Source organism: Pseudoalteromonas sp. US3C1004 (assembly GCF_048401065.1).
GTDB lineage: Bacteria > Pseudomonadota > Gammaproteobacteria > Enterobacterales > Alteromonadaceae > Pseudoalteromonas > Pseudoalteromonas undina.
In genome coordinates, this window is sequence record NZ_CP183073.1 from 1,216,963 (window position 1) to 1,233,009 (window position 16,047).

The 16,047-nt window shown below is 39.7% G+C and carries 14 protein-coding genes and 2 tRNA genes; 7 read left to right on the forward strand and 9 right to left on the reverse strand.

What is annotated here, in order from left to right:
- Window positions 1-338 precede the first annotated feature (338 nt).
- The 4 genes from ACNSN3_RS05625 to ACNSN3_RS05640 all read right to left on the reverse strand — a co-directional run bounded on the left by ACNSN3_RS05625 (window position 339) and on the right by ACNSN3_RS05640 (window position 3,141).
- Window positions 339-415: transfer RNA gene (locus ACNSN3_RS05625), tRNA-Val, on the reverse strand.
- 153 nt (window positions 416-568) lie between these two features.
- Window positions 569-645: transfer RNA gene (locus ACNSN3_RS05630), tRNA-Val, on the reverse strand.
- A gap of 113 nt (window positions 646-758) precedes the next feature.
- On the reverse strand, window positions 759-1,808 hold the full coding sequence (locus ACNSN3_RS05635; RefSeq protein WP_418608738.1) for a DUF3080 family protein: 1,050 nt from the start codon (window positions 1,806-1,808) through the stop codon (window positions 759-761).
- On the reverse strand, window positions 1,786-3,141 hold the full coding sequence (locus ACNSN3_RS05640; RefSeq protein ID WP_138604919.1) for an MATE family efflux transporter: 1,356 nt from the start codon (window positions 3,139-3,141) through the stop codon (window positions 1,786-1,788). The genes ACNSN3_RS05635 and ACNSN3_RS05640 overlap by 23 nt, the downstream gene beginning before the upstream one ends.
- Window positions 3,142-3,331: 190 nt before the next feature.
- On the opposite strand from ACNSN3_RS05640, the gene ACNSN3_RS05645 reads away from it, so the two are divergent.
- Window positions 3,332-3,958 carry a riboflavin synthase gene (locus ACNSN3_RS05645; protein WP_054200746.1) on the forward strand — a complete coding sequence of 209 codons (627 nt, stop codon included), beginning with the start codon at window positions 3,332-3,334 and terminating at the stop codon, window positions 3,956-3,958.
- Here the strand turns inward: ACNSN3_RS05645 and ACNSN3_RS05650 are convergent.
- The gene (locus ACNSN3_RS05650; protein ID WP_008464077.1) at window positions 3,955-4,158 is read right to left on the reverse strand and encodes a CPXCG motif-containing cysteine-rich protein; all 204 of its coding nucleotides are present in this window, start codon (window positions 4,156-4,158) and stop codon (window positions 3,955-3,957) included. The two genes, ACNSN3_RS05645 and ACNSN3_RS05650, sit on opposite strands and share 4 nt — an antisense overlap.
- Before the next feature lie 90 nt (window positions 4,159-4,248).
- Complete coding sequence (locus ACNSN3_RS05655; RefSeq protein WP_418608739.1) at window positions 4,249-5,115, reverse strand: fructosamine kinase family protein; 867 nt, start codon at window positions 5,113-5,115, stop codon at window positions 4,249-4,251.
- 121 nt (window positions 5,116-5,236) lie between these two features.
- On the opposite strand from ACNSN3_RS05655, the gene ACNSN3_RS05660 reads away from it, so the two are divergent.
- Window positions 5,237-5,929, forward strand: coding sequence for a DUF445 domain-containing protein (locus tag ACNSN3_RS05660; protein WP_418608740.1), 693 nt, complete (start codon window positions 5,237-5,239; stop codon window positions 5,927-5,929).
- A 101-nt stretch (window positions 5,930-6,030) separates the two neighbouring features.
- On the opposite strand, the gene ACNSN3_RS05665 is transcribed toward ACNSN3_RS05660, so the two are convergent.
- Window positions 6,031-6,393, reverse strand: a complete 363-nt coding sequence (locus ACNSN3_RS05665) for a DUF3718 domain-containing protein (RefSeq protein ID WP_036984821.1) — start codon at window positions 6,391-6,393, stop codon at window positions 6,031-6,033.
- 244 nt (window positions 6,394-6,637) lie between these two features.
- Between ACNSN3_RS05665 and ACNSN3_RS05670 the strand changes: the two genes are divergently transcribed.
- From ACNSN3_RS05670 to ACNSN3_RS05680, 3 genes are all read left to right on the forward strand, one after another.
- On the forward strand, window positions 6,638-7,423 hold the full coding sequence (locus tag ACNSN3_RS05670) for a hypothetical protein (RefSeq protein WP_418608742.1): 786 nt from the start codon (window positions 6,638-6,640) through the stop codon (window positions 7,421-7,423).
- Window positions 7,424-7,523: 100 nt separating this feature from the next.
- The gene (locus ACNSN3_RS05675; protein WP_418608743.1) at window positions 7,524-8,906 is read left to right on the forward strand and encodes an amidohydrolase; all 1,383 of its coding nucleotides are present in this window, start codon (window positions 7,524-7,526) and stop codon (window positions 8,904-8,906) included.
- Window positions 8,907-8,918: 12 nt separating this feature from the next.
- A complete protein-coding gene (locus ACNSN3_RS05680; protein WP_054200751.1) occupies window positions 8,919-10,160 on the forward strand; it encodes an amidohydrolase family protein in 1,242 nt (413 codons plus the stop codon).
- Between the two features lie 110 nt (window positions 10,161-10,270).
- Here the strand turns inward: ACNSN3_RS05680 and ACNSN3_RS05685 are convergent, their stop codons facing one another.
- Together ACNSN3_RS05685 and cspD are read right to left on the reverse strand one after the other, a co-directional pair.
- Window positions 10,271-12,493 (reverse strand): NADP-dependent isocitrate dehydrogenase, encoded by a 2,223-nt coding sequence (locus ACNSN3_RS05685; RefSeq protein ID WP_008110106.1) that lies wholly within the window; start codon window positions 12,491-12,493, stop codon window positions 10,271-10,273.
- Window positions 12,494-12,947: 454 nt separating this feature from the next.
- On the reverse strand, window positions 12,948-13,166 hold the full coding sequence (gene cspD, locus ACNSN3_RS05690) for a cold shock domain-containing protein CspD (RefSeq protein WP_008110104.1): 219 nt from the start codon (window positions 13,164-13,166) through the stop codon (window positions 12,948-12,950).
- Between the two features lie 209 nt (window positions 13,167-13,375).
- Between cspD and clpS the strand changes: the two genes are divergently transcribed.
- Window positions 13,376-13,684: an ATP-dependent Clp protease adapter ClpS gene (gene clpS / locus ACNSN3_RS05695; protein ID WP_008110102.1), complete on the forward strand. Its 309-nt coding sequence runs from the start codon at window positions 13,376-13,378 to the stop codon at window positions 13,682-13,684.
- A 68-nt stretch (window positions 13,685-13,752) separates the two neighbouring features.
- Window positions 13,753-16,014, forward strand: a complete 2,262-nt coding sequence (gene clpA, locus ACNSN3_RS05700) for an ATP-dependent Clp protease ATP-binding subunit ClpA (RefSeq protein ID WP_008110100.1) — start codon at window positions 13,753-13,755, stop codon at window positions 16,012-16,014.
- The last annotated feature ends 33 nt before the right edge of the window (window positions 16,015-16,047 follow it).

Sequence of the window (16,047 nt, forward strand, 5' to 3'; positions counted from 1 at the left end):
TATTGTGTAGATATGTAGAGAGGGTAGTGCTCTATCTTTTTTAACAGTGTAGATATGAAGATTGGTACGACTGAGTGGATTCGAACCACCGACCTGTGGAGCGGGTGATTAAGAGTAGGTAGTGCTTTTTCTTGAGGTATTTTTTGAATTGGTACGACTGAGTGGATTCGAACCACCGACCTCTGGACCGGGTGATCAAGAGTAGGTAGTGCTCTTTCTTTCTTACAGTGCAGATATGGAGATTGGGACGACTGAGTGGATTCGAACCACTGACCTCTGGACCGGGTGAGCAAGAGTAGGTAGTCCTTTTTCTTTTTTAATAGTGTAGATATGGAGATTGGTACGACTGAGTGGATTCGAACCACCGACCCCTACCATGTCAAGGTAGTGCTCTAACCAACTGAGCTACAGTCGTACAATTTTAAATTCTTAAATTAAATATACTTTTGGGGGTAAAGTATATTTGGTACGACTGAATGGATTCAAACCACTGACCTCTGGACCGGGTGATCAAGAGTAGGTAGTGCTGTTTCCTCCAACGTACTTTAAATACATTATTTACTAATTTTGGTACGACTGAGTGGATTCGAACCACCGACCCCTACCATGTCAAGGTAGTGCTCTAACCAACTGAGCTACAGTCGTACTGCATGTATTTAAGAGTTGTTAATTGCTTAACAACGGTCGCTAATATATAGCGTGATGGGGAGTGAATCAAGCATGTTTATGCTATTTGAGTTTATTTGCCGTTTTTTTATTCATATTGGACTGATTTCACACGTTTTATAAAATTTTTGCCACCATATAACATGCTCTTTTGCTGACGATTTTAGCTGAGCGAGTAAGTTTTTAGCGTTTGGGTCAAGAAGGGCATTTACTCCTTCACTGCTTACTGCTTGATTAAACCACAGTTGCACATACAGCGGCTGCAATGTTTCTAAATAACCACTAAGCTGCGCTTGATAAGGCTGAATTTGTTTCAAGTAATATTTATTGAATATATTACTGACAATTTTAGCTTGCTGCTTGTTTTTACCCTTTGGGCATATATCTTCAAGCGTTAAAGTGTTTACAAACTGGGTTGCCGCATGATTTAAGCTAATTTGTTCACGCGCGGCTTGAATAAGTTGTTGGTTAAACTCGTATCTGTTAAGCGGCTCAAGCGCTGACAAAATATCATCACTGTTTATTGCCATACTATTTTGGTTTTCTATTAGCTGTTTTATGGTAGTTAGCTTTTTAAGCCCCTCAACTGTGTCGCTAAACCCAGCCGGTTGAGTGCTGAGCTCTTGACCGGTTAATTGCCAACTGCTGTTGAGCTCGGGTTCACTAAATAACATATTGTTGAAAAACTGAGTGAGCTGAGCTTGTTTTTGAGTTTTTGCTGCAGCAATTTTGTTGTAAATCTTGCTCTGTTTATCCAAGCTATTTAAACAGTTTTGCGCGCTTTGAATAAAATCTATTTGGTACTTCAATTTACTAGCAGCGGTGGCTGTTTTACCTAACTGATTATTATGCTCGCTTATTAAAACGTTCAGTTTACATTGGCTAATACCAGCAAGTTCAGTTATGCCAATTTTAATTGCTGGTTGTAAAGCTTCAACAGGCTCAACTAAAGTAAGTTGTTGCAATGGGTTTGTGTTTGGCTTAGGAACTTGCAAGGTACTACTTAAGCGAGACAAATAAGTTTTATTTGCCTCACTGGGCTGCTCTGCGCAGCCAAAAAGTAAGATACAACACACTACCAGTAACCATTTAAGTGGCAGTGTGGTAGTTATAGATTGATTAAGAGAGAATAAATGGTTCACGTTTAAATCGCCTATGCACTGTCAGCATCAGTAGTACAGCTGCAACTGATAATCCAACGATGATACCTATCCAAAAACCGTGAGGGCCCATTGCTGGCACTATTAAGTCTGTTCTTGCTAATACGTAGCCTAAACTAAAGCCGATTAACCAATAAGAGATAAAAGTGATATAAGAAATAGGCGCGGTATGCTTTAACCCTCTTAATATACCATTTGCAGCCACTTGTAATGCATCAGGAAGTTGATAAATACAGGCTAAAATCATAATTGATGAAGCAAGTGCGAGTACCGCAGGGCTATCGCTATAAAGCTCGCTAATCACATCGCGACCTATAAAAGTAATAAAAGCAATAAATAGAGCGATAATTGCCGCTAAAATATAACTTGTAGACACGGCTACTTTTAATTGATCTAAATGATTTTGCCCAAATAAATTACCAATTCGTATGCTAATTGCAATTGAGAGGCTAAGAGGCATCATAAATAATAGTGCCGTAACACTGGCTGCAATTTGATGGCCAGATACGGCCACCGCACCTAAGTGCGCAATAAATAAAGGTATACAGGCAAACAAGGTTACTTCAAAAAAAGTGGCTAGTGATATAGGAATACCGAGTTTGGTAATAATACCTATGGTTTTAAAGTTAGGTTTTTCAAAGCCTGTTAATAAGCCTTTGGCGTCTACTTTTTTGCTGAGTTGGCAATAAGTCACCTGCGCAATGGCCATAACAGTAAATACGAGTGCGGTAGCAATACCACAACCGGCTCCGCCAAATGCTGGTAGGCCAAATAAGCCATTGATAAAAATATAATTGAGTGGAATATTTACCGCAAGCCCCAGTAGGCTAATATAAAATGCAGGCTTGGTCATCCCCATGCCTTCAGTCATATTTCTGTAAACGGTAAAAATTAAAAAGCCAAATACACCCCATTTAACAAAATGAATGTAGTCAAAAGCAAGTCCAGCAATTGCAGGGGTGGTATCTAGCTGTAAAATAACAGTATTGGCAAGCTGCGCTGCACTAAAACCAGCAATACTTAAAAGGAGTGTTAAATAAAGGGCTTGCTGAAAATAATGGCTGATGCCGTTACGATCTTTAGCACCAGCGAATTGTGCAATAACGCCCGTTAATGCTAATAAAATCCCTTGTATTGCCAATAAAATTGGGTTCCATATCCCCGTTGCAATTGACAGTGCAGCTAAATCGGTAGGACTCACTTGTCCGGCCATAATGGTGTCAACCACAGACATTAATACTAAAGTTACTTGTGCTAAAAAAACGGGAACGGCAAGAGAAAGTAAACGTTTGGCTTCCCAACTACAAAAAGTCATAAAAAACAGCTATTCAGAAAAACATAGTCGCATTGTAATCTATTGTGATCTGCCAAGCTATGCTGGTGGTCGGTGTTTGTATTTAATTCATCTTGGTGGTGAAAATAACCATGAATAAGTGCTATTAAGTGAATGATTTTGTCTTTTGATACGTTAAACTAGCACTTTGTTAGAAATAGAAGCGATTTTTATGTTTACCGGTATTATTCAAACTCAAGCAACGGTAGTTTCTAAAACCCATGCACAGGGCGTATTACGTTTGGTAGTTTCTGTTAATGAGCAATACGTGAAGCATTTAGACTTAGGTGCCAGCATCGCTATAAATGGTTGCTGTTTGACTGTGGTAAAAGTAGAGCTAAGTAATCACGATGTGGTTGCTCAAGTGCATTTTGATGTTATTGACGAAACCCTGCAGCTAACTAATCTTGGGCAACTGGAATTGGGTAGTTTAGTTAATTACGAGCGTTCAGTGTCATTTGGTACTGAGTTGGGTGGGCACATTGTATCTGGACATATTCATTGCACCGCAAAAATTGCGCAAATAGTGAAGTTAGAAAACAACTATAAAATACAGCTCAGCCTACCACAAAAATGGCAAAAATATGTGCTATACAAAGGATTTGTATCTGTTAATGGTGCAAGTTTAACGGTGGGTAATATTGATGAATTTGGCTTTTGGTTGCATTTAATACCAGAAACACTCGATATAACTAATTTAGGTGAAGCCGTTGTGGGTGATGAGTTCAATATTGAAGTCGACCAGCAAACCTACACAATTATAAACACCGTTGAAAACTACATGCGCCAACATAGTTAAAATATTTGTTCGTCATCGCTGTCCACATGTAACTCTAACTTATTACGTGCATAATCTATATGCATGTTCAAGTGTATAAGGTTACAACAGGCACTGCATTCTTCATAGTAGTCTTGGTCGCCCATACTGGCATCGAGATCTAAATGAATATGGTGTCCACAATGTGGGCAGGCGATACGTTGTGATAAAAAGTCTTTCATAATAACACCTCATAAAAACTAAGTTTTTTTACGTGGGTAACACACAACGAGCTAATAATAACTATAGTGCTTATATTTTGTTTACTACATTTATTTTAGTTTAATTAGTTTATCAACGTGGTCTTTAGCCTGATTTAGATAATGCCCCGCATAAATGTTGGCGTTGTTTAAAATAGGGTAAAGCTGGTAAACAAGCTTACGTTGTTCATAACCCTGAGCTAAAGGGTATTGGTGATTGTAGGTACTATAAAACTCTTCAGGGAGGGGGGCATAAAGCTCACTCATAGCAATATCGACCTCCCGATCTCCGTAATAGCAGGCAGGGTCAAATAAGGTCGGAATGTTGTTTACAAAGCCCATATTACCGCGCCAAAAATCGCCATGTAATAGTGAGGGTAAAACATGATGATTATGCAGTTGCTCTTTTACTAAATTTATCAGTTGCTCGGGGTCTGCAAGTACAATGCCTTTTTCAGCTAATAGCTGTAATTGCCAACCAATACGTTCTTCTGCAAAAAATACATCCCATTTTTTATGCCACTGATTAGGTTGAGGTGTTGAGCTTAAATAATTGTCGGTGTCAAAACCAAACATCGCTTGCTGGTGTTTTTGATGTAACATAGCAAGATGCTCCCCCATAGCTGACCAATGGGTATGGGGAAGCTCGTCAAGTGCAAGCCACTCTAATACAATAAAGGCGAATTCTATATTGGCCCCAGTTGTAATGCAGTCTGGCACCATAAATACACTGTTTTGAGTAAGCTGTTTTAAACCTTGAGCTTGAGCCTCAAAGCGTTCTAGTTCATGTTTTTGCGTAATTTTAACTAAGTAATTGTGCTTGCCATCGCTTAAGTGAAACAACTTATCGGTGGATGTATTTTGCAACTGACGTTTATGGGTGTGTTTAAAATCGTAATGGATAGCTTGGCTGATCTGTTGATTGATTGTTTTCCACATAACAATAGTCACCTTTTAAACCTATAAATAAACTATGGCAAAAAGGGATTAAATAAACAAATTAATCGGTGTAAAATTAAGACTATCAATTTCTGATACAAATCACTGAAATGGAATAAAAATGAATAAAAGTTTTATCACTAACTTATTAGCAGCGTGTTGTGTTGTTATTGGTTTTGTATTTGATCAAGCCATTGTACTTTCAGTGGGTTTATTTGCACTCTCTGGTGCGGTTACAAATTTACTCGCTATTCATATGCTGTTTGAAAAAGTACCGTTTTTATATGGATCAGGTGTAATTGCGCTTAAGTTTGAAAGCTTTAAAGTGGCTATAAGAAATTTAATACTTACGGAGTTCTTTTCTGAGCATAAAATAGACAAGCTTCTAAGTAAGGCACAGCCAACGATTGATTTTGAATCGGTAATTTATAAAGTAGATTTAAACCCTGCATTCGATAATTTGTTAGTGGTTATTGAGCAATCACAATTTGGTAGCATGCTTGCAATGTTTGGCGGCACTGAAGCCGTTGAGCCAATGCGAGAAAAGTTTATTGAAAAAATGCAATCATCGCTGGTGCAAATAAGCGACACCGACGATTTTAAAACGCTATTAAGCGATATGTTAACCCAAGGGAATAACGCGCAAAACCTACATAATACAGTGCTTAAGTTAGTGGATGAACGCTTAGATGAACTCACCCCTAAAATGGTAAAAGAAATAATTCAAACCATGATCCGCGAGCACTTAGGCTGGCTCGTTGTGTGGGGTGGGGTATTTGGTGGCTTATTTGGTTTGTTGGCAGCGCTTATTTAATAATAAATACACGTTAAGCAGGTACTAAGCCCTGCCTAACGTGTTTGACTCGAGTAAATTAAACGCATTTAAAACTCACGATTTTTTAATTAGAACTCAGGTTATTTAGATCCCGCCATAATAACTACAAGCGGTTTATTTACTTTTGCTAAATCTCTTATTGACGTACTAGTAGATGCTTCAATATTTAAAAATTGTGCTGATTTATTTAAATCATACAGCGTTACAAAGTCACCCACTGATAAATCATTACAGAGTAATTTTTTGCTAATTACATGTTTATCTATACGTAGATCTTTCATTGTTCTGAGCAGTGTCAGTCTTTTGTTAGATGCAACGGCCATGCAAGCTTGGGTACCGGGTGATGAATCAGCGGCAACAAAAGTGGCCGCCATTACAGGAGCTGTTAATGTTGCTGCGCCCAATAATACAGTTGAATATAGAGTTGCTTTGAAAGAAATCATAGTATTTGCCTCTTTGTTTATATGCAACTTAAGTATTGCTTAATGTAGCCGAAATGTTGTTAACTGAATGGGGTAAGCTGTAAGAAGATGTGTATATAAATCGTGCAATTTTGTAGGTGTATGAAAAGTTGTTCATAAATAATTTATTTTTGACACACTTTAGCGTTTTCCTACTGAAATATTTTTTCAGGCTGTTATTATCGCGCCCTAAATTTGTGGCATTTTATATTTTTGGAGCGCAATTGTGAATAAAACGTTAGCAAGTTACTACCAGCAAGCTTATGCATGTGAGCAACAGCATTTTAACCAATGTTTTTATTGCGGCTGTGAGGCAACAGAGCGCGATCATTGCCCGCCATTGCATATGCTACAAAGTATTATTGATCTAGGTGAAGAAGCTGACTTTGTTGCCATTGCAGCTTGTTATGAATGCCATGCATTACTTCACAATGAGCGATTAATGACCATTGATGAGCGATTTAGCAAACTTAAAAAGAAGTTATCTAATAAGTATGCAAAGCCTTTGCGCGTTTATAACATGTGGGAAGAAAACGAGCTCGCTGACATGAGTGATGAATTTGCTCATAGTATTCAAGCGGGTATGAAACTCGGTAAAGAAGCGGCTGAGCGACTTGCTTTTACGGGGTTTAGTTATGCTACTGAAGAAGCACGTGTCACAGTGCGTGAAAAAACCAAAGAGTTTGATGTAGAAGGCACTGTATTTACCGACTTTAAAGAAGCGCTTAATTATTGCATTAATGTTTTAAAGGTACAAAAAAGTGATTTTTATAAAATTTTAGTGGAAGACTATCAAGGTGATTTTAATAAGGCATTGAGCCAATACAGACATCGCCATGATAAAGTCACAGCCGCAAAAGATGGTAATACATTGATTAAAGATTTTTCAAAATTATATAAGCAAAACTCAGATTTTGTAACCCGAACGGTTAAACACTTTATAAGTAAAGATCCATCGCTCACCACCGAAGGAGCACTGGATAAGCTTTATAACAATTATATAAAAAAATAATTACAGAAACTCACCTTAAATAACCGCCTTTTCACCTGTTTTTTTAGCTTTATGTGTTTGCTTTCGCTAAAGTAGTAAAAAAACAGGAGAACCTAAAAACATGCAAAAATTTGCTCCCTCATTGTTAGCTGTTGGTTTAGCAGCAGCACTTGTTGGTTGCCAAGAAAGCGGCCCACAAGATCCAAAAGTAACCATTAATAAAAACCCATACCCAAGTACTTATCAGCCAGTAGCGACATCAAGCACCTTGATCACTAATGCAACGGTATTAACAGGTACGGGTGAGCGTTTAGATGAAGCTGACGTACTGATTGTTGACGGTAAAGTGCAGCAAGTTGGTAAAGATTTAACTGCTAATGCAGACACCACTATTGACGCGCAAGGTAAATGGGTAACACCAGGCATTATTGACGTTCATTCACATTTAGGTGCTTATCCAAATCCATCGGTTGAGTCTCATCAAGATGGTAACGAAATGACCAGCCCTAATACGGCAGAAGTATGGGTTGAGCATTCAATTTGGCCACAAGATCCAGGTTTTAATCGCGCACGTGAAGGCGGTATTACGTCATTACAAATTTTACCAGGTTCAGCTAATCTATTTGGTGGACGTGGCGTTACACTTAAAAATGTACCGGCTCATACCATGCAAGGAATGAAATTTCCTGATGCGCCATACGGTTTAAAAATGGCCTGTGGTGAAAATCCTAAACGTGTTTACGGTCGAAAAGGTGTATTACCGATGACACGTATGGGTAATATGGCAGGTTATCGCACAGCATGGATTGGCGCTCAAGAATATAAGCGTGAGTGGGATAAGTACGATGCTGATTACGCTGCGGGTAAAAACCCAGAAGCTCCACACCGAGATATTAAATACGATACATTGCGCGGTGTTTTAGAAGGTGACGTTCGTATTCATAATCACTGCTACAAAGCAGAAGAAATGGCGATGATGATCGACCTTTCAAAAGAGTTTAATTATCATGCGGGCACATTCCATCACGGTATTGAAGCATACAAAATTGCTGATTTACTGGCTGAAAACGGCTCGTGTGCTGCACTTTGGCCAGACTGGTGGGGCTTTAAAATGGAAGCCTACGATATGGTGCAAGAGAACGTAGCAATTGTTGATGCCGTTAAAAACTCATGTGCTGTTGTGCACTCAGATTCTGACACGACGATTCAACGCTTAAACCAAGAAGCAGCGAAAGTTATGTTCAGTGCAAACCAAAATGGGTTTGATATTTCTGAGCAGCATGCAATTAAGTGGATCACAGCTAATGCCGCTAAATCTTTAGGTATTGAAGATAAAACAGGCTCACTTGAAGCAGGCAAACAAGCTGATGTTGTTATTTGGAATCAAAGCCCGTTTAGTGTTTATGCAAAAGCAGAGCAAGTGTTTGTTGATGGTGCAAAAGTTTACGATAGAAACGATAGCGCATTCCAAGCACAAAGTGATTTTATGTTAGGTCAACAATAAGGAGCACCCAGAATGAAAAAATTATCACGTTCGTTTTCGCTTTCTCTGGTTGCTGCAGGGCTATTAGCATCGGGTACCGTGAGCGCAGAGTCACTGGCAATTATTAATGCAACTTTGCATACATCTTCAGATCAAGGTGTATTAGAAGGAGCTAGCATAGTTATGAATGATGGCAAAATCACTGCCATTAACCCTAGCGATTTTAAAGTTGACAAAGTTATTGATGCTCAAGGTCAAATAGTGACCCCAGGTTTTATAGCCAGTGTAAACCAGCTTGGCTTAGTTGAAGTAGGTGCGGTTGCCGGTTCTCGCGATGCAGGAGAAGACAAAGCGGGTATCGATTTTGATGCAAGCTTGGCATTTAATCCTCGTTCAAGCTTAATACCTTATGCACGTAAAGGCGGTATTACTCGCGATTTGATCACCCCTTACGGTGGTGACAGCATATTTGCAGGCCTTGCAAGTGTTGTTGATTTAAGTGGTAGCTTCGAAAGCGTAAATAAAAAGCAAGCAGCATTAGTGGTTCATTTGGGTGAACGCAGCAAAGGCTCTCGTGCATTTACCTTGCAAACACTTATCAATAAGTTAGATGAGCATCAAACTAAAGCAAGCAAAGAAGCTAAAAAAGATGACGCTAAGCCAAGTGCTGAAGACACCATAATGGCTAAAGTACTAAAAGGCGATATGCCATTACTAATTAGTGTGTCGCGTTCGGCTGATATTGTTGAACTAATAAAAGTGAAACAGCAGTTTGGCGTAAACATTGTCCTTAATGGCGCTCAAGATGCCGTTGTAGTTAAAGATCGCATCGCTAAAGCAGGCATTCCTGTGATCATTAGTGCAATGGATAATTTACCAGGCAGCTTCGATTCATTGCATGCAAGCTTAAATAATGCCGGCATACTAGAAAAAGCCGGTGTTAAAGTGCTATTAACTGTGGGTGGCGATGCCAGCCACAATGTTTACCAGCTTCGCTACGATGCCGGTAACGCAGTGTCTTACGGTATGAGCCAACAAGGCGCATTAAAGGCCATGACTTCGAATGTGGCTGATGTATTTGGTATTAATGCCGGTAGCCTAGAAGTAGGTAAAGCCGCTGATGTTGTTATGTGGAGTAACGACCCGTTTGAGCTGAGCAGCCACGTGAATAAAATGTTTATTAATGGGGTTGAGGTTAGTACTGAATCTCGCCAAGATAAACTGCGTGAGCGCTATACAACAGAGTCGAACATGCCACGCGCGTACACAAAATAAACTTTTAAAGTTGAATTTAAAAGGCCGCATTAGCGGCCTTTTTTACGAACACCTTTCGCCTAAGCACAAAAAAGGCGCTCTATGAGCGCCTTTTCATTCATTTAACTGATTTATACTAGTTTAGATAAAATCTCGTTAAATGTTGTGCTCGGACGCATTGCTTTGAAGGCTGCATCATCATTTGGCTGGAAGTATCCGCCAATGTTCATTGCAGGACCCTGTGCATCGTTTAGCTCGCTAACAATTTGCTCTTTGTTGGTTTCAAGGTCGCTAGCAATTTGTGTAAATTGCGCTTTAAGCTCGCTATCTTCATTTTGCTTAGCAAGTTCTTGAGCCCAGAATAAAGATAAGAAGAAATGAGAACCACGGTTATCAATTTCTTTTACTTTACGTGAAGGCGACTTGTTTTCAGCTAAGAATGTACCCGTTGCTTTATCAAGCGTATCAGCAAGTACTTGTGCCTTGTTGTTACCTGTTGTCGTGCTTAGGTGTTCAAGTGACGCAGCAAGTGCTAAGAACTCACCTAAAGAATCCCAACGTAAGTGGTTTTCTTTTTCAAACTGTTGAACGTGCTTAGGAGCAGAACCACCCGCACCTGTTTCAAATAGACCACCGCCATTCATTAGTGGCACAATTGAAAGCATTTTAGCACTAGTGCCCAATTCTAAAATTGGGAATAAATCTGTTAGGTAATCACGTAATACGTTACCTGTTACAGAAATCGTATCTTTACCTTCTTTGATGCGTGCTAGTGAGAATAAGGTTGCATCCATTGGCGATAAAATTTGAATATCTAGGCCAGCAGTGTCGTGATCTGGCAGGTATTTATTCACTTTTTTGATTAGCTCAGCATCGTGTGCACGTTCTGCATCTAACCAGAAAATAGCCGGATTACCAGTTGCGCGAGCGCGGTTTACTGCAAGTTTAACCCAATCTTGAATTGGTGCATCTTTAACCTGACACATGCGCCAGATATCGCCTTGCTCAACACTGTGCTCAAGTAACGTATTGCCATTTGTGTCAACAACACGAATAGTACCGTCAGCTTTTGCTTCAAATGTTTTGTCATGTGAGCCGTACTCTTCCGCTTTTTGAGCCATAAGGCCAACGTTTGGTACGCTACCCATAGTCGTAGGATCAAAAGCACCGTGCTCTTTACAAAAATCAATGGTTGCTTGGTAAACGCCAGAGTAACAACGATCTGGAATTACAAAGCTTGTGTCTTGTAATTTATCGTCTTTATTCCACATTTGACCGCTTGAGCGAATTGCAGCAGGCATAGAAGCATCGATGATCACATCACTTGGTACGTGTAAGTTTGTAATGCCACGATGAGAATCAACCATTGCGATAGCAGGGCGGTTAGCATAAACAGCTTGAATATCTGCTTCAATTTCTTCGCGCTTAGCGTCATCTAATGTTTGAATTTTAGAGTACACATCGCCTAAACCGTTGTTTACATCAACACCTAGCTCTTCAAAAAGTGCACCGTGTTTTGCAAAAACGTCTTTGTAGAATACTTTTACAGCGTGACCAAAGATGATTGGATCAGATACTTTCATCATGGTTGCTTTCATGTGAAGCGAAAATAACACGCCTTTTTCTTTCGCTGCATTAATTTCAGCTTCTAGGAATGCTTGTAATTTTGCAGCGCTAATACGTGATGCATCAATTACTTCACCAGCAAGTAATGGCGTGCTTTGCTTAAGTACAGTGATATCGCCATTAGCCGCTACGTGTTCAATACGAACATCCGTTGCTTCATCAACAGTTACTGATTGCTCAGAACCAAAGAAGTCACCTTCTTCCATGCTTGCAACGTATGATTGTGAATCTTTGCTCCACGCGCCCATTGAATGCGGGTTATTACGTGCATACTCTTTCACTGAACCTGGTGCGCGACGGTCAGAGTTACCTTCACGAAGAACAGGGTTTACTGCGCTGCCTTTAATTTTATCGTATGCTGCTTGAATGGCTTTTTCTTCATCGTTTTTAGGTTCTACAGGGTATTCTGGAAGTGCATAACCTTTTTCTTGAAGCTCTTTAATTACAGCGCGAAGTTGCGGAACTGATGCACTAATGTTCGGTAATTTAATGATGTTAGCTTCTGGTGTTTTTGCCATTTCGCCAAGCTCTGCAAGTGCATCACCAATGCGTTGTTCTTCTGTTAGGTAATCCGGGAAGCTCGCAATTACACGACCAGCTAATGAGATGTCGCGTGTTTCAACTTCAACACCTGCCGCATTTGTGTACGCTTGGATAATAGGTAACAACGAATAAGTTGCTAGTGCCGGAGCTTCGTCCGTTTTTGTATAGATAATTTTTGATGTCATCATCATTCCTAGATAGTAGGCCGCATTGGCCAAATTCAACAATGCAAAGAAATCATCGCTTAATACCTTATAAATAAAGCATTAGTATATGCAATGAGTAGTCTGTTAGGTGTTGGTACTCGTATAACCTAAACAAGGTAAGAATAATCACACCTGACGGACTAGTGTCTTTTATAACTGAAATTTATGTAATTAAAAACTAGCCATTAGGCTAAAGTAATTACGTTTTACAGGATAAAGAGTGTAACAAGCTTGGCTAAAAAGGGCTAGGATTACGCGCCAAACGCCAGCAGTTAAACATCTAATACTGAAATTATTGGGGTAGATAAAATAAAATCAAGGAGCAGGGTTGAATTAACAAACAATGAAGCAATTTATATGTAAGTGGTTAGGGATATTTAGGGGATTAAGCGAGGATCTAAACAGGTCGCTCGCTTTAGTCTCATATTTACAATCACTCTATAATATCGCCGTTAGGGGCTATATTAGTAGCGTGTAGACCTTTAGGGCCCTGTTGTAATTCGAAGGTAACATCTTGACCAGCTTTAAGCGTCTTGTATCCGTCCATTACAATAGTGGAGTAATGAGCAAAAATGTCGTTCTCGCAACCGTCTTCTACGATGAAACCAAAACCTTTGGCGTTGTTGAACCATTTGACTTTACCACAAGCCATACTTCTACATCCTTCTATAAGTTGACTAATTTAGTTATCCTAAACTGTATTGTTTGCTAGACTGACTAAGGTTTAATCAATCACCATTTGACTGTAGTTTATTTAAGCAACCAGTCAAGTGTTTTAGGTTATTTTTTAACATTTTATTTATTTTTTTATTCAAGTTTGCTTGAGTTACAAAGACAAGACTATATTTAATTATGAGTGGTATGAAAGATTCTGGTGTTATCGACACCGTTCGCGATAGTGAAAAGCAAAAGTTGCAGCCACCGCGAAAATATAAAGTTGTGTTAAACAACGATGATTACACGCCGATGGATTTTGTAATAGAGATCTTAATGACGTTTTTTAATATGGATAGCGATAGAGCAACTGATGTGATGCTGCAAATACATCAGCAAGGTAAGGGCATATGTGGTGTTTACAGCGCCGACGTAGCACATACTAAGGCTGAGCAAGTTAACCGCTACTCAAGGGATAACGAGCATCCACTGCTATGTAGTTGTGAGCAGGAATAAATACCACAAAGGTGAACTTTCATCTTTGAAGTGCGGTATAAAATTATTATCTCTGTAAGGGGTTGCCAATGCTAAATAAAGACTTAGAACTAACTTTGAACACTGCGTTTCGTGAAGCGCGTACACGTCGTCATGAGTTTATGACCGTAGAGCACCTTTTATTAGCTCTACTCGACAACCCATCAGCTGGAGAAGCGCTTAATGCGTGTGGTGTTGACGTTTCTGGATTAAAAACAGAGTTACTTGAATTTATTGATGAAACCACACCGGTTATTCCTGATTTAGAAGAAGAGCGCGAAACTCAACCAACACTTGGTTTTCAGCGAGTATTACAGCGCGCTGTATTTCATGTGCAATCTTCTGGCAAAAATGAAGTGACAGGCGTTAATGTGCTGGTCGCTATTTTTTCTGAGCAAGAAAGCCAAGCCGTGTACTTACTTAAAAAGAACGATATTTCTCGACTTGATATTGTTAACTTTATTTCTCATGGGATTGCCAAAGGTGACGACGAATTAGGCGATGATACCGACGATATTCATGAAGAGGTGCAAGAAGTAGCAAGCGAAGAAGCGAGTAAGCTCGACAGCTTTACAACTAACCTTAATATACACGCTAAAGAGGGTAATATTGACCCGCTTGTTGGCCGTGACAGTGAAGTAGAGCGCACAGTGCAAGTGCTGTGTCGTCGTAAAAAGAATAACCCATTACTGGTTGGTGAAGCCGGCGTAGGTAAAACTGCCATTGCCGAGGGCTTAGCCTATCGTATTGTTAACGAACAAGTGCCTGAAGTCATTGCAGATGCGGTTGTGTACTCTTTAGATATGGGCGCGTTACTTGCCGGTACCAAATACCGAGGCGATTTTGAAAAACGCTTTAAAAGTTTATTAAAAGAGTTACAAGCAAAACCAGGTTCAATTTTATTTATTGATGAAATTCACACCATTATTGGTGCAGGTGCTGCCTCAGGTGGGGTAATGGATGCCTCAAACTTAATTAAGCCGTTACTCTCAAGTGGGCAATTACGTTGTATGGGTTCTACCACTTACGGTGAGTACAAGAATATTTTTGAAAAAGATCGCGCCCTAGTTCGTCGTTTTCAAAAAATTGATGTGCTTGAACCTAGTGTTGAAGATACCACTAAAATTCTTAACGGCTTAAAAGATCGTTACGAAGCACACCATGGTATTCGTTATACGCAAAAAGCGTTAAAAGCAGCCGCTGAGCTAAGTGCCAAGTATATTAATGAGCGTCACTTACCTGATAAAGCGATTGACGTTATTGATGAAGCAGGCGCAAGCCAACGGCTACTGCCTACGTCCAAGCGTAAAAAAACCATTGGTGTATCTGATATTGAGATGATTGTGTCTAAAATGGCGCGTATTCCGCCTCAAAATGTGTCGTCGTCTGATAAAGAAACGCTGAAAAACTTAGACCGTAATTTAAAAATGTTGGTGTTTGGACAAGATCAATCCATTGATGCATTAACTTCTGCTATTCGCTTATCGCGCTCAGGTTTAGCAAACGAGAACAAACCGGTTGGTTCGTTTTTATTTGCAGGCCCAACAGGGGTAGGTAAAACAGAGGTTACCAAGCAATTAGCTAAATGCATGGGTGTTGAGTTTATTCGTTTTGATATGTCTGAATACGTTGAGCGCCATGCGGTGAGCCGTTTAATCGGTGCTCCTCCGGGTTATGTAGGTTTTGAACAAGGCGGCTTATTAACAGAAGCGGTGATCAAAAACCCACATGCAGTGGTATTGCTGGATGAAATTGAAAAAGCGCATCCTGATATCTACAACATTTTATTACAAGTTATGGATCACGGTACGCTAACAGATAATAACGGCCGAAAAGCTGACTTTAGAAACGTAGTAGTAGTGATGACCACCAATGCCGGCGTACAAGAAACCACGCGTAAGTCGATTGGTTTTAGTGAGCAAGATCACACACACGATGCAATGGGTGAAATTAACAAAGTATTTTCACCTGAATTTAGAAACCGCTTAGATAACATTATTTGGTTTAATCACCTCGAAAAAGAGGTTATTTTGCAAGTGGTTGATAAATTTGTTGTTGAGTTACAAGCGCAACTGGATAAGAAGTCAGTTAACCTTGAGCTTACTTCTAAAGCTCGTGAGTGGTTGGCTGATAAAGGCTATGACAAAGCAATGGGCGCGCGTCCTATGGCGCGTGTTATCCAAGAAGATCTTAAAAAGCAATTGGCTAACGAAATACTGTTTGGTGAGCTAATTTCTGGCGGTACGGTAAAAGTATCGGTTAAAGATAAAAAACTGCGTTTTGATTACGAGAGTGACTTAACGCCAGCCTAACCTAAAAAAGTTAGCAATTTAAAAAGCCTGCTT

Excerpts from the sequence above, each read along its gene's own strand:
- ACNSN3_RS05640 (WP_138604919.1), bottom strand. The coding sequence starts at position 3,141 with ATGACTTTTTGTAGTTGGGAAGCCAAACGTTTACTTTCTCTTGCCGTT.
- ACNSN3_RS05645 (WP_054200746.1), top strand. The coding sequence starts at position 3,332 with ATGTTTACCGGTATTATTCAAACTCAAGCAACGGTAGTTTCTAAAACC.
- ACNSN3_RS05650 (WP_008464077.1), bottom strand. The coding sequence starts at position 4,158 with ATGAAAGACTTTTTATCACAACGTATCGCCTGCCCACATTGTGGACAC.
- ACNSN3_RS05655 (WP_418608739.1), bottom strand. The coding sequence starts at position 5,115 with ATGTGGAAAACAATCAATCAACAGATCAGCCAAGCTATCCATTACGAT.
- ACNSN3_RS05660 (WP_418608740.1), top strand. The coding sequence starts at position 5,237 with ATGAATAAAAGTTTTATCACTAACTTATTAGCAGCGTGTTGTGTTGTT.
- ACNSN3_RS05665 (WP_036984821.1), bottom strand. The coding sequence starts at position 6,393 with ATGATTTCTTTCAAAGCAACTCTATATTCAACTGTATTATTGGGCGCA.
- ACNSN3_RS05675 (WP_418608743.1), top strand. The coding sequence starts at position 7,524 with ATGCAAAAATTTGCTCCCTCATTGTTAGCTGTTGGTTTAGCAGCAGCA.
- ACNSN3_RS05680 (WP_054200751.1), top strand. The coding sequence starts at position 8,919 with ATGAAAAAATTATCACGTTCGTTTTCGCTTTCTCTGGTTGCTGCAGGG.
- ACNSN3_RS05685 (WP_008110106.1), bottom strand. The coding sequence starts at position 12,493 with ATGACATCAAAAATTATCTATACAAAAACGGACGAAGCTCCGGCACTA.
- cspD (WP_008110104.1), bottom strand. The coding sequence starts at position 13,166 with ATGGCTTGTGGTAAAGTCAAATGGTTCAACAACGCCAAAGGTTTTGGT.
- clpS (WP_008110102.1), top strand. The coding sequence starts at position 13,376 with ATGAAAGATTCTGGTGTTATCGACACCGTTCGCGATAGTGAAAAGCAA.
- clpA (WP_008110100.1), top strand. The coding sequence starts at position 13,753 with ATGCTAAATAAAGACTTAGAACTAACTTTGAACACTGCGTTTCGTGAA.